Below are 21085 nucleotides of genomic sequence, written 5' to 3'. Positions count from 1 at the left end.
GTGAATAAATGAAAACCAACAATTTTGTAAAGCAGTTAGCTATAGGCCTGGGCCTGAGTGCTGCAATGGTGGGCAGCGCTTCAGCGGCAACCATGATCACCTCCTTTGATTATACCCAGGAATTTGAGTGGGTAGAGCCGATCAACCCGGCTGGTGTTGTAAAAGAAGGTGCAACCGCTGGCGTTTCTGATGTTGACGGGTTCACCAAGCTGAGTTGGGGTAATCCCTCCAACGACTTCGGCTTGCCCAGCAGCCTGGTTATCAACCCCGAAGCTGGCGATAGCACAACTCCAAGTAATAACCTGACCAGCGGTAGTGGTGCGACTGGCCTGATGGTTTCGACTGACGTGAATGCCACGACTTTCGCCCTGGGTCCGGTAGTTACCCACAATAACTATGTGATTACTGATCCCGAGAACCAGTCTTTGCAAAACACAATGGCTGAGGATTATGTTGTTCTGACGCCAGCTGGTGGTGGTGCGGATCAAGTTCAGGAAGTGACTTTTGGTGTGAGCTTTACCGAAACGCTCAATAGACCCGAAGCCCCTGGCTCCTGTCCGGCGGGTGTTCCCTTCAACGGGTTTGGCTGTGGTGATATTTTCGCTCTCGGCAGTGACTTGCTTGAGCTGGCAACAGCACAGCTCTTTAACGGCACAACATTGGCTTTCCTGATCGATTCGTTCTCGGTTGATGGCTTCACCTACGACGTATACGTTGCTGCACTTGGTCTGGGTCCACTCAGTGCCGAAGCTTGCGCGGCAGCTGATGCTGGTGAAAACTGCATTGGTTTCACCACTGCAGAAAACCAGGAAAACAGCTTTCAGCTCGAGTTTGCAATTCTCGCCACTGAAAACATCCCTGAGCCCGCTACCCTGGGCTTGCTGGCAGCCAGCCTGTTGTTGATGGGTCTGGTTCGTCGCAGAAAAGTAAATGGTAGCCTGTCTGCCTGATCTACTCTGTAAGTTAAGTGTGAGTACGAAAGCGGCGACCTTTGGTCGCCGCTTTTTTTTGCCTGAATTTTTTTGCCTGGCTCTTTTTGACTGGAATGTATAACGGGCTTCTCTCGCATATCCCAGATACGTTGTTTTATCTGGCCACTATCCACTCAGCTGCTATCCATTCAGCTACTATCTATTTGTCCGCAAACCCTGTTTGCTTTAACCTTGAACGAAGTTTTATTATCAAATATGCAGCTTTATTTTTCGGAATAATGTTAATCGCTTTCAAGCAAGCAGTAATCTCTGGCAGGTACAAAGGGAATTTTCTATGAGCAGGTTTTTTCGGGTAGGGTTTCTGATGATTGCGGCAGGTTTAATTCTGGCCTGCTCCAGTGACATGACGGGAAACCCGGAGGTTGCCAAGGCGGAGGCCTACTTTGCGGAAGGCAGGAACAATGCTGCCGTTATCGAGTTAAAAAATGCGTTGCAGAAAAATAGCAATAACCAGCAGGCAAGGTGGTTGTTGGGTGAGTACTACTTTAGCGAAGGGGCTTATGCCAATGCTGAAAAAGAGTTGAAGGTGGCCCATGAACTGGGCCAGCCGGACAGCGATGTATTGCCTCTTCTTGCCCAAACACATCTTTTACAAAACCAATTTGAGCCATTGCAGGAGCTGCCGGTAGACACTCTCTCTGGTGTTGATCTTTCTATGGTGCTCGCGTCACAGGGACTCGGTTCGCTGGCGCGGGGACAGGAAGATGAGGCTGCGCTACTGATAGATAAAGCAATTTCAGCGGCCCCCGATCTTCCCTATGCCCTGGTGGCCCAGGCCAAGCTGAAAGGTACACAGTCAGGTGGTGACTGGAGTGAAGCCAGGGGCTTGCTGGATAAGGTGTTTGACCTGGAGCCGGAATATGCCCCGGCGTTAAGCCTGCTTGGGGATATCGAGCTGCAAGGCTTGAACCTGGATGCTGCAGAAGCTGCCTACTCAAAGGCGCTGGCCAGTGATGATGATCGCTTTGAGGACCGCTATAAGCGGGCGCTGGTAAGGTTGCAGAAGGAGGACAATACCGGTGCGTCCGAGGATGCGTCGGCGCTGATCAAACGTTCGCCAAAAAGCCCGGCCGCCAACTATTTACAGGGGATTATTCACTTCCGCGACGGTGATATGAAAGCCGCCACAGAGGCTTTTGACCTGGCGCAAACGGATGGAGACCGCTACCCCATGTCGTTGTTTTATCTGGCGACAGCTCACGACAAATTGGGTAATTCTGCGCAGGCAGAGGATTTTTCCTATCGCTACCTTTCCATCGCGCCGGACAGCGCCCCCGGCAGGAAGCTTCTCGCCAATATGAAACTGCGAGAGGGTGAAGGTGTGGAAGCTGAAGAGTTGATGCGTGCTGTTGTTGAGGCAAACCCTGAGGATATCGATGCGCTGAACCTGTTGGCGGGAGCCCTGATCAAGCAGGGTAAAACCGAGGAGGCGTTGACACTTCTAGCGAAAGTGGCTTCCCTGCAGCCCGATTCTCCGGAAGCGCAGGCCAGACTGGGCGCAGGGTTGCTTGCAAGTGGTCAGGTGGCGAGCAGCTTTGAACATATTGAGGCGGCGCTCAAACTTGATCCGGAGTTTGAGCAGGCGGATATTCTACTGGTAACTGCCCATCTTAAGGAGGGAGATGTAGATGCTGCACTGGCCGCAGTTGATGCCTTCGAGCAGAAAATGCCCGATAGTGCCGCGCCCCATAATCTGCGCGGACAGGTCTATCTTTCACTGGATAAACCAGCTGAGGCGAGAGCTGCGTTTAGTCAGGCGCTGACAGTATTCCCTGATGATGTCACTGCCAACGACAAGCTGGCACTCCTGTCTATTCGGGAGAATGATTTTGATGGCGCCAAAGGTTATTACCAGAAAATACTGGAAGCGCTTCCGGATAATCTGCCAACACTGATGAAACTCGCTGCATTAGCTGAATTGGAAAAAGATGATCAGGGTGTGGAGGATAGTCTGAAACGGGCGATGGAAGCGCATCCAAAAGCGACTCAGCCCCGAGTTGTGCTGTCCCGTTATTATCTGACTAAAGATCAGCCGCAGCTGGTGCCGAATCTCCTCAGCACCCTGGATCCTGCGTCACAAAATAATCCCGAGGTGCTCAATGTCAAAGGGCTATCACTGCTAGCCCGAAACGAGTTTTCCGCCGCCAGGTCTACCCTTGAACAGTTGATAGCTCTTCGTCCTGATGCGCCTCAGCCACATTATCATCTGGGTATGACTTATCGTGGCCTGAATGATGTCGATCGGGAAAAAGCTGAATTTGAAAAAGCGCTTCAGATCTCTCCCGGCTATCTCGAACCGCGTATCGAGCTAACCCGTATATTTCTTCGCGGGAAAGACAAGCCAGCAGTAGAAGAAAATCTGACTATCTTGAAAAAACTGGCGCCGGAAAATGCGGAAGTTATGCAGCTGGAGGCAGTCTATATCCTTGAGAGCGGTGACAGAGAGCGTGCGCTGGAACTATCGGAAAAAGTATTTGCAAAAGCACCCACCAGCCGAAATATGTTGTTTCTCGCCCAGCAACGCTGGTTGGCTGGAGATAGAGAGGTCGCAGAAGGGATGATGACGGATTGGCTCAATGAGCATCCGGACGATGTCGCGGTCAGGCATGAGCTGGCGAGCCTGTACGTTGGCAAGGGAGAAGAGGATAAGGCTGTTGAGCAGTATGATGCCGCACTGCAGGACGCTCCGGAGAGCGTGGTGGTGCTGAATAATCTCGCCTGGTTATTGCGTGACTCCGACCCGGAAAAAGCGCTGGATTATGCTGAGAAAGCTGTAGATATCAGCGGCCGGACACCATCAACACTGGATACGCTGGCGATAGTGCAATTGAAAAATAATCAATTGATTAAGGCGCAGCGCTCTATCGAACGAGCGCTGGCCGATGGCGATGGCAGCCCTGCGATGCAGTATCACAGCGCCATGATTGATCAGGCTGCGGGGAATACTGAAGCGGCTATTGAGACTTTGCAAAGATTGTTGTCAGAGAAAAAAGATTTCTCCGAGAGAGCCGAGGCAGAAAAGTTGCTGGCAACATTAACAGCGAAAAACTAGTTCGAGCTGATAATGCGTTTGGTTCGATAGATCGTAATCAGCAGGGCGGGCAGCAACAGTAGGTCGAACAGCAATGCGGTGAGTAAACCGATACTGGTCAGTATGCCAAAGTGCCCCATCGGCACAAAAGCGCTGGCCATCAGCAAGCTGAACTGGGCGCACAAAATGATGGTGGTTGTCATCACTGCCCGGCCTGCCAGGCTGTATGTTCGCGCCAGGGCGTAGACAGGGCTGTGACCCTGTCTGATACGCTCGATAAAACCGTGGTAGAGGTGAATGGTATCGTCAATCGCGATACCTACGGCTACGCTGGCAATCATCGCTGTGGCCATATCCAGCCAAATACCCAGAAATCCCATGATGATAAAAATAACGATAATGGGTGAGATGTTCGGAATCATGCAAATGAGGGTGTCCTGAACGGACCGCCACAAACCCAGCATCAGTAATAATATCAGTAACAGGGCCCCGCCAAGACTGTATATCTGGCCTTTGACCAGCAGGTCTTCCTGGTCGGCGAACATTCTGCCGGCTCCCGCCAGCTCCCAATCAGCTCCATCTATCGGAGTTGCCGTGAGGTAATAACCAATCCGTTCCATCAGGTCGCCAATCTCATTTGCGCCGTGCACATTGACGTTGATGGCGACCCGCGCCCGGCGGAAGTCCCGGTCAATAAAGTCATACAAATCGGTGCCGTCATAAATAAACAGGTATTGACTGATCAGGTCCGGATTTTGCGGGATTCTCCTGAACCGGTTGTTCTCTTCGTGGAAACCCCAGTGCATTTCTTCCACGAAATCAGCTGCCGACATGCTCTTGTCCACCTCTGGCTGTCGGCCCAGCCAATTCTGAAATCGCCTTATACCCTGTAGTGCCTCCGGTGTTATCAGCGCGTCCGGTTGATCGGAACTAAAGAACACTTCCAGTGGTGTGGTGCCGACGAGTTTCTCTTCAATGTGTTCTGTTGCCTGGCGAAGAGAGTGGCTGGGAGGAAAGAACTCGAGAATGTTGGTTTCTACATCGACCTTGAATATCTGGGGGATCGTTGCCGCCATGATTACTACGGTAAAACCCAACACCCATACCGGATAGCGAATGCCGGTGTGAAAAAGCCCTTTCACCATGACATCCATCAACCCAAGTCCGGCTTTATGGTGGGGCCATTGCCGGTTGTCGTAACGGGAGAAGATCGGTGGCAGCAGGTGTATGACAATCAGGTAAATCAAAAACACGCCGGCAGCTGCGGTGAGTCCGAAAGTGCTGATGGGCGGGATCGGGCTCAGCCCGAGCGAGGCGAGACCGGCAGAGGTTGTCAGGGCGCTGAACAGCGCCGGTCGACGGATTTGTGACAGCGCGGACTGTACCCTGTCGTTGCCGGACAGACCTCGCTTGGAGGCGTACTGCAGCGCATTGAAAAAATGCACCAGGGCGGCAATCGTGAGCGCTGACAGCAGCGGCGGAATAATGCCTGCAATGGAGTTGAATGGTTGCCGAAAGATGACGTAGAAAGCAATGGTTGAGCTGACCACCGCTCCGGTGACGATACCGGTAATGATGACGGCCATCCAGCGATGAAACAGCCACCAGATCAGGATCAGGCCGACCAATACAGTGGTGGGAATAAAAATCATGTTGTCGCGCAGGATGGCCCGCATCTGCGCTACATCCGTGGCGATTTCGCCAGCCATTGCCGTCAGGTAGCCGTCCAGCCGGTTTTCCTCAACCAGCGCGACAATTTCCTGCTCCAGCGCCAGGTGGCGAAAACTGTCGTCCAGTGACTGGGGGATCACCACGAGCGCGATAGCCGAACCGTCAGCCGCGATCAGGGAATTCATGGCAAACCGGTCCGAGAGTGCTCGTTCGCGGCGCTCTGCGGGCAGAGTGTCTGCCAGGGTTTCGATATTGATAAGCGGCTCGACCAGAAATCCGTCAGCGGAGCCACTGATGTGGTCCTGTCGGGTGATCCCGATCACGCTGTCGATCAGGGGGTGTGCAGACAGCGACTGGGACAGCTGGTGATAGGCCAGCAGGAAATCGTCTGAAAACATCGCCAGACCTTCAAACAGCATCACGATGACTTCATCGTCGGGAAAGGTTTCGCGTATCTGTTGGTCGATTAAAACAGAGGGCGCATCGGCTGGAAGATAGGTCCTGGGCGCGTTATTGATGTTCAGGTTGGGGAGTAACAGATTGGGCAATGCGGCGATAAGGATCAGGCCAAACAGGCAGAAATACAGCCTCCAGGGCAGTCTGAGCATACGTCGTGACGGCGTCAGGTCGTCTGCCGTCAGCAGGTAAAGCTTGACGACTTTTTCCCCGTTCAGACTGCTTTGGTGGGCGTGAATTTCGGCCGGAAGGCGCGTACCATCATTGCGTCGCAAGGCGACTTTTATATGGGGAATGTCGCGGGTATTTTTATCCGTCTGGCTGGCACTCGCCAGAAAGTCGCGGGTTTGCTCCTTGGTCAGCCCTTCCAGCAAGTCCAGTAACGGAGTTGATTCCAGCTCTGCCGGTGATTCAAAGCCCGCATGCTGTGCAAAGAGCTCATTGACGACCAATAGAATACCGTCCTGAATGAGCGCCACCGGTTGGCGCTCATTGCTTAGCTGCTGGCGATAATCCTGTAGCTCTTTATTGATGTCAGTAATTCCTGATCATTTGGCCCGGCGCCAGGCTGCTCAATAATCTGCCCGCCAGCCCAGGGTAAGGATGCCGTTGTCCTGATAAAACCCGCCCGGCGTTCCCAGACTGCCGTCAAAGAAGTGGAACTCCAGATACACTTCCTGGGCATCCCACCCGGTATAGGCGATTTCCGGGTTAAAGTAGATGTCTTTTTTATCCAGGCCGACATTGAAGCGGAATTTGGCTCGCCAGCGATTTTGGGCAAAAGGTATGCTGTAGGAGCCGTTCAATGCATAGATTTCTGCGCGGTCCATCACAACCGGCGCCCTGAGCAGCTTGACGCCCGTCAACTGCAGGTTGAGCCTGGCATCGCCGTCTCCAGGGAACAGTTCCAGCGCCGCCCCCCAGCTGATGCTTTTAACTGTGGTATAGCTGCCATCCACCCGGGTGACGGGTGTGTCGCTCAGCCAGGCCGCCTCGAACTTGACGGTGCCACCCAGGGCTTCAATACCGAAGTCACCACCGACTATCCAGGTGCGTGGGTACTTGCCCTCAATAATATTCCGGTCGGGGTTATAGCTGAAGTAGGGTACGGTCTGACGCCCTTTTTGCACAGTCAGTGCATAGTCAAAACCGGAACCCAGGGTGCTGAAACGGATACCGGCACCGCCCTCTGAGTCGGGGGCATTTTCTTTGATGGGTACATTTTTTACGATGGTTTCTGCGAGAGCGGTGGTTTTCAGGCTGAGAATTTCACCCGTGCGCTTGTTAACGGGGTACCAGATGCTGTCCCTGTCAGCCAGTTGTGTTTCACGAAAGTGGGGGTAAAGCACGAAGTCTATTTTGCTGTCCCCAAAAAAATGCTCCAGGCGGAGGGCGGGAGAGGCGAGCCGACGATCCTCAAGGTCATCGATCACGAATCGTCGAAAGTCCTGAGTGCTCAGGCGATCAGTGGGGGGAAGCTCATCGATTCTGCCCCATAGCACTCGCTGAGTGCCAACGGTGAAGATGGAGCTGGCTGTTTTGTAGCGTGCATAGATTTCATCGTAATCGAGGCGGAAATCACTCCAGTCGTTCCTGCCGGATTCCCTGTAGCCATCCGCACGAACCGAGGCGTGGAACTCCCACGCCGATGATGGCGACCATTCGGCTGTGGCCAGACCGTGTATGTAGCCCTGATGGTTCTTGTCAGCACTTTGTTGGGTAAAGTGCCCGTACTCGACCCATAACCGGTCCAGCTTGACAGTGGGGCCCGCTGATTTTTCAGTGGTATAGCTCGTGAACCGGGGTGGCTCGGTGGGGATGCCGTCGTCCTCATCAATAAATAAGCCGTTTTCGTCCTCACCAGAATCAAGGATGAGTGAATCACCGGGATCTTCGTCGCTGGCGAGCGAATCCGGTTGATCGTCAAGGATCAATAGTTCATCTGACTCCTCTTCAATAATCAGCAGGTCAAAATCCTCAGCACTGACAGGAGACGTAAAGGTGGTCAGTAGCAGGGTGGCAAAAAGGGTCGCTAATCCGCGGTCAATTGTTTTCATGTCAATCTTCCTGGCTGTCTTCGCTCTGAGGACGGAATGGTATTTCCCGGCTGTCATCAGAGAGACCTCTCTGGCTGAAAAGTGCTTCGGGAATTCCCTGATCGTATTGGATGTTGATAGTGATTAATTTAGTACTATGACCGGTTTGCAGGTTATACATCGTACTATCAAAAATGGTCCAGTAGCCCTGAACCCGTTTGATTTTGCGCGCCTGGAGTCTTTTGGTGGGTTCTTCCCGGTTGTTTTCGTAGTAATCGATGCGCAGGGGAACGAGAATTCCCGGATGAATGCAGAGGATGCGTTTGCTATAAACCGAGTTGGATTTATCGACCGGAATACTCTCCAGTAGTGTACAGCCGGCGCCGCCAACCTTGTCCTTGCCGATAATCCGGTGGTGATCCATGGAAGCTTCCCGGTCGGATAAGTCTTCATAGTAGAAATCGGAGCCAACAAACCGGCCGCCTTTTCTCGAAGAGGCGATGCGGCGAACCCGTTCCAGAGCAGGCAGGTACAGCCATTGGTCGCTCTCGTCGCCAGCGTAATCCTTGGTCAGCAGACCGGTCCCTGCCACATCGTTCGGTTTCACAAAGCGGAGTAGTGTCCATCGCTCGGCATTGCCCTTATCCAGCGCATAGCTGAACAGCTTGCGCTGTCTGGTCGAGCCGCTACCTTCCAGTACCATGACTACCTGGGAGCTGGCATCCTGGCCGGTAGGGTTGTCATAGACAGCTTGAGCCAGTTTGAGACCTTCACTTTTCTGATTGGCCGCCACAGTTGGATTATGCGGCCCGGCCCAGCCGAGGCTGGTGAGCATCAGTAGTGAAAGGGTTGCTACCCACTGCCTGATATTACTGAAGGAAATATGCACGGTCATCCCTGTGATTGATTTTTATCATTCTAACGATCTAAGCGATTCACGGGAACAGTATCGTCATACTGCAGTGACCCAAAGAAAATGCAACCAAAGTAAGCAAGCCGGTGTGCCGGACCCGGGTGCTTTAACTTGTACTTTAGTACCTGCACAGGTCGATAGGGTAGAGAGCAACCAGCCAGATGTGTGGTCTGGCGTATATAAAGTGGGTAGATAGCGCTCAGGTTATAACACTCGGGTTAAAGAAAGTTGTGGCAGCAAGCTCGCGTCAGGTTTTTTTACAGAAGCTTAATGACCGCTTTGTATTATTAATATATCTATCTGATCTAAAAGTAGATTATTTTTTTGGCCCAGTTTTTGCTTATTGTTCCAGTTATATCAAAAGCATCCTTTAAACAGATTGAATAAGGTCAGAAGTATGTTGAACTCCAAGATCACATCGCGCTTGCGTCGTTTTGCTAGTCAGGTTGCCGTTTGTACCGTAGTTGTTTCTTTTATGGCCGGTGCCAATGCTGGTTTGATGGGCGTGAAAAGCGTTGAGATTTCCAACAGTATTAATGAATGGTTGCAGGTAGCTGAATTTCAGGCCTTCGACATGAGTAATGTGAATGTTGCGCTAACGGCAACGGCGTCAGCGCCCGATAGCTGGAACGCATCCTCCACGCCGGACAAAGCCATTGATGGAAATACTGATGGTGTATTTTCCAACGGCAGTGTCTTCCATGAAGGCAACCCAAAAACAGGTGATACGCTGACTATTACATTTCTTGAGGCAGTGGATCTGAGCAGTATTGCAATTTTTGGACGGACAGATTGCTGCTCGAATCGTGATATTTACGACTTTAATTTTCTTGATGCCAGTGGTAGCTCCTTATTCCAGTTGACTGGGGTGGATGCCACTGACGTTAATAATCACTTTGCCTCCTATGAGTTCGAGAGCAACGAGATTCCCGAGCCGGCTCCGCTGGCCTTGCTTGCCGCCGGCCTCCTTGCGATGGCCCTGCGTCGCCGTCGTCGGGCAAGCTGATACCAGCGGCTCTTCGCGCCAATAAAAAAACCCGCTAATTGCGGGTTTTTTTATGTCAGTCTGTTTTGTCATCAATGTGAGTAAGACAGGTTAAGTTGCCTGGGATGTAGCGATAGAGATTGCGGCTCATAGGCTGGGACCCAAAGTCACAGTGTGAATTGAAATCGATGCATTGCTGAACGCGGTTGAACAGGAAGTTGGTTGATGAGTAGGGAGATCGTTGCAGAGTCAAAATGCCCTTGACCGTTATCCGGGGGCGTGCCCGAAGAGGCGTTGGTTTCGCGCCAGCGCTTCAAGGTACGCTGGCTCAGGTCCATCAGTTCCACCGCCTTGTACGCTCGGTCAATGGGGTTAGTCGGCCTCGTAAACATGACTTCCCAATGAAAACTGAGCGACGTCAGTTTCATTTTGGATATGTCCAATGAACCCGGGTCGTCAATCATTGGAAGCTGCTTCCTCAAACGAGATAGCGTGTGGTTTAGGATCCACTAGCCTTTCATCTACGGCATGAAACTCGGCGTTTGTCCCTGGGCGGCCAATATCTCCGGCATAAAACACCTCATCGCCAGGTTGAAAAAGCGTAACCTCGTCGCCGACGCCTTTGACAACACCGGACGCATCATAACCAAGAATGCGATGGCCAGACTCAGGTACGCCATTACGGCGCACCTTGGTGTCTACCGGATTGATGGATGCGGCTTTAACTGCAACCAAGAGGTCACGAGGACCTGGTTTTGGCGCATCAAAAGCAACCAGCGAATCCTGAACATCGGCAGGAAGATATTCTGATAAACTTACTGCTTTCATTTTTCACCTCCGATTGAGGCCAGTGCTGTATTGAAGTGAAAAACCTCCACCTCGTCCTGTAAGAAAGGCATCAGTGCATTAATAAAAATTTCATGATCTTCACTGGGCTCAAAAAGCTCAACATGATCTTCGTAGCTTCGCCATTTCACCATTAAACTGATACGAGACGAATCTTCGATCTCTTGGCTAATTACGTGCGATTGATAGCCTTCAGCTTTTTCAACGTAGGCTTTCACATCGGCAAAGGCATCAAAGAAACCTTTTTGTTGATCGGGCGCTACTTGAAAGCGGGCAATTTCAATAACCATTGATTATTCCTCCGGGCTTATGACGCAATTAAGCGGTTACATCGATGGCAATTTTGCCGCGTAAACCGTTTGATTTTTGTTCAAGTCGGGCATGCGCAAGACCCACTTCAGATAGGGGATACGTTGCACCGACGTGTGGCTTGAGCAGCCCTCTTTCAACCAAACGCGAAAGGTCATCCAGCTTGCCCCGGTTTTGACGGGTGAAGACAAAGTGATAACTGGCATTTCGTCCCCAGGCTTCAATCAGGTTTTGAGGGGTGGCGATGTCTACTATGCTGACAACGCGCCCCAGTTGATCCAATACCAATGGGCTTCTCTGAAGCGTATCGCCACCGACGGTATCAAACACTACATTCACACCTTTCCCATCCGTTGCTTCGAGCACGGCTTCAACGTAATCGGTTTGCTTATAGTCAATGACGAGATCTGCGCCTAAACTTTTTACAAATGCTGCGTTTTGCGAAGATACCGTGGTTAGCACTCGCGCACCCGCCGCTTTAGCAACCTGAATCGCAATGTGGCCAACACCGCCAGCACCACCATGCACCAGAATGGTTTCACCCACTTGTAGATTGACTCTGGTAATCAAAGCCTCCCACACTGTACCGCCGACTAAGCTTAGTGCTGCTGCTTCAAGATGAGTAAGTGAACTGGGCTTGAGGCCAACTATTGATTCATGGGCAACGTGATATTCGGCATAGCTACCCTGGCCAGCAAAGATTTCAGGCGTGTACCACACTTCATCTCCGGGCTTGAATGCCGTCACACCAGGACCAACTGACTCAATGACGCCAGAGACGTCGTGTCCCGTAATCGCTGGCAGTGGAACATAATCTTTATAATCTCCGCGTCTAACCTGGTAGTCCAACGGGTTGATGGAGGTCGCATGGACCCTCACTAAAACTTGCCCTTTACCAGGCTCTGGTTTGGGTAATACAACCTCACTAAAACTCTCAGGTCCACCAAAAGACTTTAAAATCATTGCTCGCATATTTTCACCTATCTATATATTTATATATCGGTATATTCCGATATATTGAGTTTAAAAAAAAGAGCGGTATCACAACTCTCTGCCAAGAAGCTCAATCAATTTTTTGATATTCGCTTCATTTCTTTTATAGTAGGTCCATCCACCCATTCGCTTGGAAGTAACAAGTCCAGCACGTTGCAACGAAGCTAAATACGTCGACGTAGTCGACTGGCTCAACCCAACGCCTTCCTGAATGCTACCGACACAAACACCATCAATAGTCACATCGCCTTCATCCTGAGGCGGAAAATGCTTTTCCGGCTCCCGAAGGTTTTGCAGTATTGATAATCGTGTTGGATTACCTAACGCTTTAAATGCTTCTAGTATGTTCATGCGCATCATTATATCGCTATATCTAGAAACATCAATATAATTTCTGCCGTTTTTCAAACTATTTTACATTGCCTATATAAACAAACGTTTTATACGCAAAGCCAAGCAGGACGACATTCGGCTCTAATAAAAATTATCATTTTTTATCAAATACAAAGGAAGCGGTTAGCTTGCTTTTCGCAGAGTGAGATCCCGTAACGCTACTGAAAAGTCCAAATGCTGCGACAAAAGGAGGGGCACGCAAATCTCACGCATTTGGCAGAAACAAAAAGGGCTACGCGTACGTAACCCTTTGAATATGGTAGCTACGGGTGGACTTGAACCACCGACCCCAGCATTATGAAGAATAACACCGCATACAAATAGCATCAAAAACAACTACTTATCATCCCGCCTAAGTCAAATAAAAGCATATGAAATCAACAAAAGTTGATGTTGAGGTGGATGTTATTTCTTCTTACAGGCCTTGTCCCGTTCAGCTCTTTTCTGCGCTGTATTGGTGATTGAAGCCTCCATAATCAGCCTGTTGCATTTCTCTTTTCGGATCTCGAGCTCAGTTTTCTCTCTGGCAGGTTTGATTTCGGCAATGACCGGTTTATAGGAAAGTGCAGCTGAACAGTACATATTCGTGTTTCGACTAGCACCGCTGTTGCTTTTTCGCAGTTCGTCACAGGCTGTTTCGAACAGTGCTTTCGCTGCCTTGGTGCATTTTGAATAGGTCTGTGTGTGTCCCTGCTTGTTGCCACACACTGTTTTTTCAATAATCTTCCAGCGCTGGTATTGGAAGGTGACTTCTTCGCCTTGGAAGTTGATGTATTTAGTTTGCAATTCGTAGCCCATATCCTGGACCATCCTGTTGCCAACATAGCTCCCGATTCCTATACCCAGTGCGCTCACTGGGTCAGGTCGTCCAGGTTCATAAACGGTGTAGTCTTGAGCAATACATCCCCAGCTTATGGCCATTAGGCCCACAGCTGTAATTAAGTCTCTTAATCTTTTCTTTTGGCTATCCATCCTCATTCCCATTCCCTGTTTGCCATCTTTCCTTAATCCTTTCAGCAATCAGCCAGCCTATCCTTGTTTGCGGTAATCATCTGTTATTTTTTCCGTCTCCGGGCTGATTTGCCCTATTTCAGGTGCTGTCTTTTCTCTTGTAATCCAGTACTCATATTCTGGGAATATTTTGCATATTGCGTCTATTTCTTCCCACCGTATTTTTGTCCTTTTATTCAATGAGTTATTCCATCTTTGAGCAGCGATACCACTCCGCATAGCTAAGTCATGATATGACAGCTTTTTATGCTCTATCGTTCTTTTTATCCTCTCTTCTACATCCATTTTCTATAGATTCTTAGTGCAATAGTTGCATTAAAGTTTAATTTATGATGTAATTATTGCATCAATATATTTTGACTCTATTTGACTTTGATTCTATTTGACTGGTGGCCTAAATGGAAGTTGATACAAAAATAAACATGATTGCCATCCCTCCGGTCATGTCACAGGCCCAGTTTGCTGCGTTCGTCGGTAAGGATGAAAAAACCATTCGTTCCTGGGTGATTACCCGTGCAGTACCCACCATCAAAATGGGTGGCTCCCGCCTGATCAACCTCGAAAAGTTTCGCACTGACCTAGCCGCTGGGAAAGATGAGTTCGTTAAGGGTGATTACGATGATGTTTGACAAGATAAGTTCGGCGCGAGCCGAACAAGGGGCCGAAGCCCGTGAGGGCGTCAGCGGTGGACAACAACCAAGCGCGCTTGGTTTTGTCCACGGCTCTTTTTGCCCATCTTGCTTTGTATTCTCTCTGACGGAACAGTTAGCTCTCTTCCCTGAAGAACAGCTCTTGCTCGATGGCCTTTTCGGCCAGATCGATAGTATCCCTTCTCGTAATCTCGTCCTGAACCACCTTGCCAATCTCCAATTGACCTATGGCCTGACGTCCCATCAGGCCGAGGTCCTTTTTTTGATTTCGGTCGCTCTCGTTGGCATCGAGCAAGGCCTGATTCCGGTGTGTGTCGGCGAAAGCCGTACGGGGCACTCTAATGCCCCGTATCAGTCCCATGATGGGACTTTTTAACATGTGGGATAAACTGGATTTAAGGATTCCCTTCCACGAGTTTCATGTCTCCGAAACTTCGCTTACAAATGATCAGCGTACTGGTTCAGTCGATATCCGTGATTATGACTTTCCTGCTGATTGTCCGGTTATGTTCGTTGAAGGGGAGAGGGTCTATTCAGATCCCAAAGCCCGAAAGTGGGAAACGATCAGCTCTAGTATTTCATCGGTCGCTGTGGGTTTTCACCCTGAAGGCAATGGTTTCTACCCTTGGCCACACGTCAGCATCAAAGCCAGCCCGAATAAAATCCTCCAGGGTCATAACGTTTTTGGCTCTGAAAATATCCGCCCCGGTCTTTATCAGATGCTGGCATCCCTCCAGATGGCATTCCCGAAAATTTACCAACACCTCGACATTGAAAATTCAGAAGTCCGTTATCTGGATTCAACCTACAGCGCCTTCGTTCCATCGACCTATCAGCGCAATCAGCTGATAAATCTTGTCGAGGCTGTATTCCCGAACAAAGAAATGATTTCCCGTCATGTTGGCTATGTTCAGGCAAACCGCTGCAGCGAGTACTTCCGTCAAAAAGTTTACTACAAAGAACAAGAGCTTCTCGCTGATCTGGATACCTGCAAGCGGCAGCGCAATCAATCGAGAGTAGATATTCTCAGTGATAAACGCCTTCAAGACTTCGCCTATGGTCGTCTCCGGCTTGAAGCCACCTCTGGCCATCGAGGTTTAGACCGGCTCGGTATTCCTCGCCGTCTGCCTGAATTTCTCCGCTTCCATGACTGGTTTCAGTCCGTCCACAAAGAACCGCTTTGCCAATATCTATGGTCCACAGCCTTTAAAAAAGTATTTTCCCAGATCGAGGGTCACACAATGAAAAATGTTGATGATGAAAAAATCAAACTTGAGATAGAAAGCCGTTTTATCACGGTCTCTGCCTCTGGTCGCCTTAACCGCCGTAAAGCCAATGCGATCTATCAGACTTACCGAAATATCAAGTCAGAAGGCTATGATCAGCTCGCAAAAGAGAAGAGTTCAACCTTCTACCGTAATGTCAAATGCCTCGAAGAAATCGGCCTTTCTCGTGGTTTCCTCAAGTCCCTCGACCCACGCAGACCGCACGACAACGTTGTTCCTATGGTCCAGCTAATCCGCGTGGATTTCACTAATCAGCGTCCAGATTGGTATGTAGAACCTGAATCTGGCTTTGATGACAAACGCAGACATCTGCGCCTTGTCGCTTAATCAACCCATGCCCAGGAGGCAATAAAAATGCAAATTAAAATGACAGCTCGACTCTCAAAAATGGTCAAACTTCCGAACAGCTTTCAAACGTTGGTACAAACACCTGCGCCCGACCAATACAGCCAGCCTTCCACTTTTAAGGTCATATCTGACCGACAACTAGGCCAGCCAGGTGATGAAGTGCAACTTACCCTCGATCTTCGCGCCTGGGTACGTCACAAACAGTATGTAGAGAAAGGCACCGGTCTCGAAAAAGAGTTCTGGGATCAACAACTGATTTTCAGTGTACTGGATTGCGAGCCTGCGAATAAATCCGCGCCATCCGTTCGGGCTGCCAGCTAATGCACCCGGCTCCGTTACTTTTGGCCCTTATTGTCTTGACGATCCCCTATGCTGTTGTAGCTCTCCAGCAGTATTCGGATCGTAAAAAGTATGGGTCCAATCATGTATAACGCTGGTTGTTCTGTTCCATGGACAGTTGATAGTTCTGGCTTCCTGAATTGCTCTGGTGATCTGGTTGTTTCTTCATCCACTATTCTCGCCGATCTATCGCTGTCTGATATCCAATCCTTACTGGTTCCAACTGTAGGCATTTTCGTTATTGCCTATGTTTTCCGGTTAGTTATTCGATTCGTTCTCCGTTGCGAGGCGTCTCGGTACTAAGGGCAATGCCGGTTCCCTATCTTAAAAACTGGCTTTTAAGTGGAGGATAACGTTGTGAAACGTCATCTACTCAACGCACAAGACTTGTGCAAATCAACCTTGGGCAAAGCTGTTCTCGTTACTGCTGCGCTCGTTCCGTCAGTCTCTATGGCTGCCATTGACACTACCGCCGCCGTTGCCGAAATCACCGACGCTGGTACTGCCATTGCTGCTGTGGGTGGTGCCATTCTGGTACTGGCTGGTATTTCCTTGACCTATCGCTGGGTCAAGGCGTCCTTTTTCTAAGGGGCAGGGGGCAGGCAACTGCCCCCATTCTTTTATGACACTTGAAACTTACGTACTCGTCTCTGTACTCGCAGCTTTCTGGATTTTGCTCAGATGATCCGTTCCGTTTTTCTTTTTCTCGGTCTGACTCTGTTTAGTGCTTCTGCCCTTGCTGGCTGGCAGCAAATAACAGTCCATGGTCACACTTACCATTCAATCAGTTCTGAGGGCCCCGGTTCCATGTGTGCTATTTGGCTCGGTAGCTACGCAAATGGTTGGCACAAGTCAGTCCCGCACTCATCTAATTCAGACCGCTATTATTGTTATTCCTGGACTGGTGGCGGCTCACCATGCCCAGAAGAAGACTCCGAGTGGGATAATGACTCTCAAGCGTGTACTAATCCTAATCCTCAAACCGGTGACACAGCAATTGGTCAATGTCGCGCCTGGTCGCCCGAATGTAATGACTCGACTATTGTCGATTCAAATGGTGACGTTTGGACAAATGATGGTCTTGGCATCTGTGACATGGATATTTGTTTGAATCAGTACACAAAAACTGATCAGACAGTTGACCCTAACGACCCCACAACATGGCCCGAAGGCTCCATTGCATCTGATGATTTCAACGCGCCTACATTACCCGGCACTAGCGAAGATTCCCCCTTTGATAATTGGACTCAAGGCTTTCCAGCTGCTGTAGATACTGAAGTTGACACTCAGACCTCCTCCAGTTCTGACGGCTCAACCAGCACAACCACCAAAACTACAGAGTTAGGTGTGGACGAATCGGGCCCCTTTAAAACCGAAACCACCCAAACAACTTCAACTGATAGCTCTGGCAACACCACGACCACCACAACTACTAAAACTACTGACAGCTCAGGCAATGTCTCCACGTCTACAACCAGCTCAACGACAGATAGTGGCGGCACCGTTACCGGTTCAACATCCTCGAGCAGTACAGATCAAGGTGGCGAACAAGAAACAGATGGTGTCCGAGTTTCCGGCTCAGGATCGTGCTCTGTCATTCCATCCTGTGATGGTGATCCTGTCGGCTGCGCGTTGCTCATTCAACAGCATAAAGATGCTTGTGGTGAATTCGATTTAGTTACTGGTATTAATGATTGTTCTTCTGATCCAGTTTGCGACGGTGACCCCATTATTTGTTCACTCATTCAGCAGAAACATTCCGAAGTCTGTGAATTACGTGATCAGGATACTGCTCTAGCTGCAGTTGATACTGGTGCCTCTAGTCTCGGTCTTGCCGACCTTGACACTGTTGAGGCTCAAATGATTGCTGATGGTTATGAGCGCGACAAAGAGGTTGATCTATCGGATGAATTGTCTGCATTCACTGAAGTTGCTACTACCTCTGGCACGTGTCCAGACGACATAACTATCAGCCTGGGTGGTTCAATGGCTCCTATTGTTCTGGACATGTCTAACCATTGCAGTCTGTTCCAGTGGATTGGTGCCATTGTTCGCTTTGCTGCATCACTCGTTGGTTTCATGATGATTTTTAATACTATTCGGGAGTTGTAACCATGGCCTTGCCTTTTATCGCTGCTGCTGGTCTTTGGGCCACCCTCAGTATGTTCGTTTTCCGTATGCTCTACTGGGCTATCCCCTTCATTATTCACTACGGGATAGTTGCCCTTGGCATTGGCTATGTTACTTACCTTGGCATGGATGCTGCTATAGAAACGGGTTCCACTTATCTTTTGGCCCGGTACCAAGATTTTCCCCCGTCACTGATTCAGATTGCCGAGGTTATGGGCGTCCCTGATGCGATCGCTATTATTACCGGCGCAGCTGCATCTGCCGTTTCGATAAAAGTTACTGCCGGCATTACAAAAATGGTTGCCAATCGTCCTGCGGTGCTCAAAGCATGATTTATCTTTACACAGGGTCCAATGGATCAGGCAAAACCCTTAACGCTATAAAATTCGTTGTTGAACAGCTTAATCCCGATGGCGACAGGCCTGTTTTTTATTATTCGCCTGAATCCAAGCCTATTGGTATTGCTGAGGCAGGAGTACTCGACTGGACATCTCTCACTAAAGATCAGGTGCTTGATTGGTGGGATTTTCCTGAGGGATCGATTTTCTTTATCGACGAATTCCGGACTGTATGGCCTTACCGTAACCACCGTGACCCAGTCCCTAAATCTGTGGATTTGTTATCCGATCATCGGGATAAAGGTTTTGATTTCCTGCTGACTGCTCAGAAAGCGACTGGTCAGTTTGACCCAGCTATTCAGGGTTTTATTGAGGAGCACCGTCATCTTGAGGGGGTAGGGGGCAGCGCTAAATCACGGCACTTCGTTTATCAGTCTTTCTGCAATAGCCCGCAAAACCCTACTAAATACCAGCACTGTGATCGTGAGACAATTCCCTTTGATAAAAAATATTTTTCTTACTATCGGAGTGCGTCGATCCATACTCACAAAAACCGGTTGCCGTATAAAAAACTGCTCTACCTGGCACCGCTGCCGCTCATTCTTATTGGCCTGATCTGGTTCGCCTATTCAACGTTGACTCAGGATCGAAGTTATATCGGTGCTGAATCTGAAACCGCATCCGCTTTGCCGTTTGTCCCTACCAGTCCACTTAATGGCCATTCAGATTTGTCATGGGTTGATTTGCATACTCCTCGCATTGCTGGCCTTCCTCACACTTCCCCGGCCTATGATGATCTGATGAAACCGGAGCAAGCCCCAAAACCGGCTGCTTGTATCATCAATCACGCTACTGATATTTGCCGCTGCCACACTCAACAGGCTACCCCACTTGATGTTCCCGATTCGCTCTGTCGTTCTATTGTTGCGTCTGGTTGGTTCGACCATTCTCGCCCATTACCTGAGCCATTGGAGGGGGGCAGGTATCGAAGCGGGGAAGCGTTAGCTCCCGCCGATACCGCCCCCAGATCAGTTGTTTATTTACATGATTCTCCGGCTTCGTCTCCTTCACGTAATAGTTCTGAGCCTCGCCTACTGGATCCAAACGTTACCCGTTCGAACCTCCATAACCGTTTCTAATGGCCATTATTTAAAAAACACGCTCAAGATCTTGAGCAGTTAACGCATAAGTTGTTGTAATTAGATGATAAAAAAAGATGGTTCAACCTGGCTTCTCGATTTTCGACCAGCTGGCACTAGAGGCCCTCGGATTCAGCAGCGTTTCAGTACTCAGAAAGAAGCTAAACTCCGCCAGTCTCAAATTTTGGCTGAATTTGGTAAATCGCCTAAATCCTTTCAAAAAGATGCCCGCCGACTCTCACAGCTTGTGCACCTTTGGTACAGGTTGCACGGGTCCACCTTAAAAGACCATCAGTATCGCCTGAGCCGGACACTGGCTCTCTGTGAGTCTCTTGGTGATCCGGTTGTAACCAATTTCACGGCGTCCACCTTTGCCCACTACCGCGAGAAAGCTTTAAAAAAAGGCCGCAGCAAATCGACACTGAATCATGAGCTCCGCTATCTTCGTGCTGTCCTCAACGAGCTGATACGCCTCGATCAGTACAGAGGTGAGAACCCATTAAAGAAAATCAGGACGTATAAACTCCCAGCTTCAAAACTTCGCTATCTGTTGAATGATGAAATATCAATTCTGATCGATGCCTGTAAAGAGTCGACTAATAGCCACCTGCTGCCGGTGGTGCTTCTTTGCCTGGCTACTGGTGCTCGTTTCACTGAGGCGAACAGCCTCTGCCGTTCGCAGCTATTTGATGATCGTGTAGTTTATGAAGATACCAAGAACGGAAAAAATCGCGTTGTTAGGCTTCCACCTGGTCTATCTGATTATCTACGCTCTGAGGCTTTCCCTCTGCCAGCACAGCGCATGTTTGCCCCGTGCAAGGGCGCATTTCGTTCTGCGGTATCTCGTACATCCCTTGAGCTACCAGATGGTCAGTTGACGCACATTCTCCGCCATACTTTCGCATCACACTACATAATCAATGGCGGACATTTGAGAGCACTACAGGAGGTTTTAGGGCATACCGACATTAATACCACGATGATCTACGCACACCTTGCCCCTGATTATCAGGACTCGGTATTGACGTTTGGCCCGCTGGGTAAAAGTGGTTTTTTGGTGGATGTTCTTGAGAATAAAAAAGGCCTAGATTGTCTCTAAGCCTTTGATTTTATTGGTAGCTACGGGTGGACTTGAACCACCGACCCCAGCATTATGAATTTAAAATGGGGCTCCATAAGTATCCATAAATTTCCATAAAAATCCATATTTTTTCAATTA

22 protein-coding genes are annotated in these 21085 nt (G+C 49.6%); 11 read left to right on the top strand and 11 right to left on the bottom strand.

Features of this window, described 5'->3' with window-relative positions:
* The first annotated feature begins 8 nt into the window (after positions 1–8).
* Together QZ516_RS08910 and prsT are read left to right on the top strand one after the other, a co-directional pair.
* Positions 9–950, top strand: coding sequence for a THxN family PEP-CTERM protein (locus tag QZ516_RS08910; protein WP_297188594.1), 942 nt, complete (start codon positions 9–11; stop codon positions 948–950).
* Between the two features lie 316 nt (positions 951–1266).
* Complete coding sequence (gene prsT, locus QZ516_RS08905) at positions 1267–4044, top strand: XrtA/PEP-CTERM system TPR-repeat protein PrsT (protein ID WP_297188593.1); 2778 nt, start codon at positions 1267–1269, stop codon at positions 4042–4044.
* Here prsT and QZ516_RS08900 read toward each other — a convergent pair.
* From QZ516_RS08900 to QZ516_RS08890, 3 genes are all read right to left on the bottom strand, one after another.
* Positions 4041–6629, bottom strand: coding sequence for an MMPL family transporter (locus QZ516_RS08900; protein WP_297188591.1), 2589 nt, complete (start codon positions 6627–6629; stop codon positions 4041–4043). The genes prsT and QZ516_RS08900 overlap by 4 nt on opposite strands.
* Before the next feature lie 93 nt (positions 6630–6722).
* A complete protein-coding gene (locus tag QZ516_RS08895; protein ID WP_297188589.1) occupies positions 6723–8207 on the bottom strand; it encodes a hypothetical protein in 1485 nt (494 codons plus the stop codon).
* A 1-nt stretch (position 8208) separates the two neighbouring features.
* On the bottom strand, positions 8209–9075 hold the full coding sequence (locus QZ516_RS08890) for an outer membrane lipoprotein-sorting protein (RefSeq protein ID WP_297188587.1): 867 nt from the start codon (positions 9073–9075) through the stop codon (positions 8209–8211).
* Positions 9076–9496: 421 nt separating this feature from the next.
* Here QZ516_RS08890 and QZ516_RS08885 point away from each other — a divergent pair, with 421 nt between their 5' ends.
* Positions 9497–10105: a PEP-CTERM sorting domain-containing protein gene (locus QZ516_RS08885; protein ID WP_297188585.1), complete on the top strand. Its 609-nt coding sequence runs from the start codon at positions 9497–9499 to the stop codon at positions 10103–10105.
* Between the two features lie 146 nt (positions 10106–10251).
* On the opposite strand, the gene QZ516_RS08880 is transcribed toward QZ516_RS08885, so the two are convergent.
* The 7 genes from QZ516_RS08880 to QZ516_RS08850 form a co-directional block, all read right to left on the bottom strand.
* A complete protein-coding gene (locus QZ516_RS08880) occupies positions 10252–10548 on the bottom strand; it encodes a hypothetical protein (protein ID WP_297188583.1) in 297 nt (98 codons plus the stop codon).
* Positions 10541–10912: an alcohol dehydrogenase catalytic domain-containing protein gene (locus tag QZ516_RS08875; RefSeq protein ID WP_297188582.1), complete on the bottom strand. Its 372-nt coding sequence runs from the start codon at positions 10910–10912 to the stop codon at positions 10541–10543. The genes QZ516_RS08880 and QZ516_RS08875 overlap by 8 nt, the downstream gene beginning before the upstream one ends.
* A complete protein-coding gene (locus QZ516_RS08870; RefSeq protein WP_297188580.1) occupies positions 10909–11220 on the bottom strand; it encodes an antibiotic biosynthesis monooxygenase family protein in 312 nt (103 codons plus the stop codon). Before QZ516_RS08870 ends, QZ516_RS08875 begins: the two co-directional genes overlap by 4 nt.
* 28 nt (positions 11221–11248) lie before the next feature.
* A complete protein-coding gene (locus QZ516_RS08865; protein WP_297188578.1) occupies positions 11249–12211 on the bottom strand; it encodes a zinc-dependent alcohol dehydrogenase family protein in 963 nt (320 codons plus the stop codon).
* Positions 12212–12280: 69 nt separating this feature from the next.
* Positions 12281–12640 (bottom strand): metalloregulator ArsR/SmtB family transcription factor, encoded by a 360-nt coding sequence (locus tag QZ516_RS08860; protein WP_297188576.1) that lies wholly within the window; start codon positions 12638–12640, stop codon positions 12281–12283.
* Positions 12641–13030: 390 nt separating this feature from the next.
* Positions 13031–13597, bottom strand: a complete 567-nt coding sequence (locus QZ516_RS08855) for a hypothetical protein (RefSeq protein ID WP_297188574.1) — start codon at positions 13595–13597, stop codon at positions 13031–13033.
* 57 nt (positions 13598–13654) lie between these two features.
* Complete coding sequence (locus QZ516_RS08850) at positions 13655–13921, bottom strand: helix-turn-helix transcriptional regulator (protein ID WP_297188572.1); 267 nt, start codon at positions 13919–13921, stop codon at positions 13655–13657.
* Between the two features lie 113 nt (positions 13922–14034).
* Between QZ516_RS08850 and QZ516_RS08845 the strand changes: the two genes are divergently transcribed.
* The gene (locus tag QZ516_RS08845) at positions 14035–14265 is read left to right on the top strand and encodes a DNA-binding protein (RefSeq protein WP_297188570.1); all 231 of its coding nucleotides are present in this window, start codon (positions 14035–14037) and stop codon (positions 14263–14265) included.
* A gap of 136 nt (positions 14266–14401) precedes the next feature.
* Here QZ516_RS08845 and QZ516_RS08840 read toward each other — a convergent pair whose 3' ends face one another.
* Positions 14402–14665 (bottom strand): hypothetical protein, encoded by a 264-nt coding sequence (locus tag QZ516_RS08840; protein ID WP_297188568.1) that lies wholly within the window; start codon positions 14663–14665, stop codon positions 14402–14404.
* Here QZ516_RS08840 and QZ516_RS08835 point away from each other — a divergent pair.
* The 7 genes from QZ516_RS08835 to QZ516_RS08805 all read left to right on the top strand — a co-directional run bounded on the left by QZ516_RS08835 (position 14664) and on the right by QZ516_RS08805 (position 20965).
* Complete coding sequence (locus QZ516_RS08835) at positions 14664–15899, top strand: phage/plasmid replication protein, II/X family (protein ID WP_297188566.1); 1236 nt, start codon at positions 14664–14666, stop codon at positions 15897–15899. The two genes, QZ516_RS08840 and QZ516_RS08835, sit on opposite strands and share 2 nt — an antisense overlap.
* A 27-nt stretch (positions 15900–15926) precedes the next feature.
* Positions 15927–16241, top strand: coding sequence for a hypothetical protein (locus QZ516_RS08830; protein ID WP_297188564.1), 315 nt, complete (start codon positions 15927–15929; stop codon positions 16239–16241).
* A 375-nt stretch (positions 16242–16616) separates the two neighbouring features.
* On the top strand, positions 16617–16847 hold the full coding sequence (locus tag QZ516_RS08825; protein WP_297188562.1) for a major capsid protein: 231 nt from the start codon (positions 16617–16619) through the stop codon (positions 16845–16847).
* Between the two features lie 93 nt (positions 16848–16940).
* Positions 16941–18371, top strand: a complete 1431-nt coding sequence (locus tag QZ516_RS08820; protein WP_297188560.1) for a virulence factor TspB C-terminal domain-related protein — start codon at positions 16941–16943, stop codon at positions 18369–18371.
* A 2-nt stretch (positions 18372–18373) separates the two neighbouring features.
* A complete protein-coding gene (locus QZ516_RS08815) occupies positions 18374–18721 on the top strand; it encodes a DUF2523 family protein (protein WP_297188549.1) in 348 nt (115 codons plus the stop codon).
* Positions 18718–19866: a zonular occludens toxin domain-containing protein gene (locus QZ516_RS08810; RefSeq protein WP_297188548.1), complete on the top strand. Its 1149-nt coding sequence runs from the start codon at positions 18718–18720 to the stop codon at positions 19864–19866. The genes QZ516_RS08815 and QZ516_RS08810 overlap by 4 nt, the downstream gene beginning before the upstream one ends.
* Positions 19867–19930: 64 nt before the next feature.
* Positions 19931–20965, top strand: coding sequence for a tyrosine-type recombinase/integrase (locus tag QZ516_RS08805; RefSeq protein WP_297188546.1), 1035 nt, complete (start codon positions 19931–19933; stop codon positions 20963–20965).
* The last annotated feature ends 120 nt before the right edge of the window (positions 20966–21085 follow it).

Source organism: uncultured Porticoccus sp., from assembly GCF_913061305.1.
In the GTDB taxonomy this organism is placed as follows: domain Bacteria; phylum Pseudomonadota; class Gammaproteobacteria; order Pseudomonadales; family Porticoccaceae; genus Porticoccus.
Note: the sequence above shows the minus strand (reverse complement) of the source record. Positions and strands in the feature narration are given on the sequence as shown.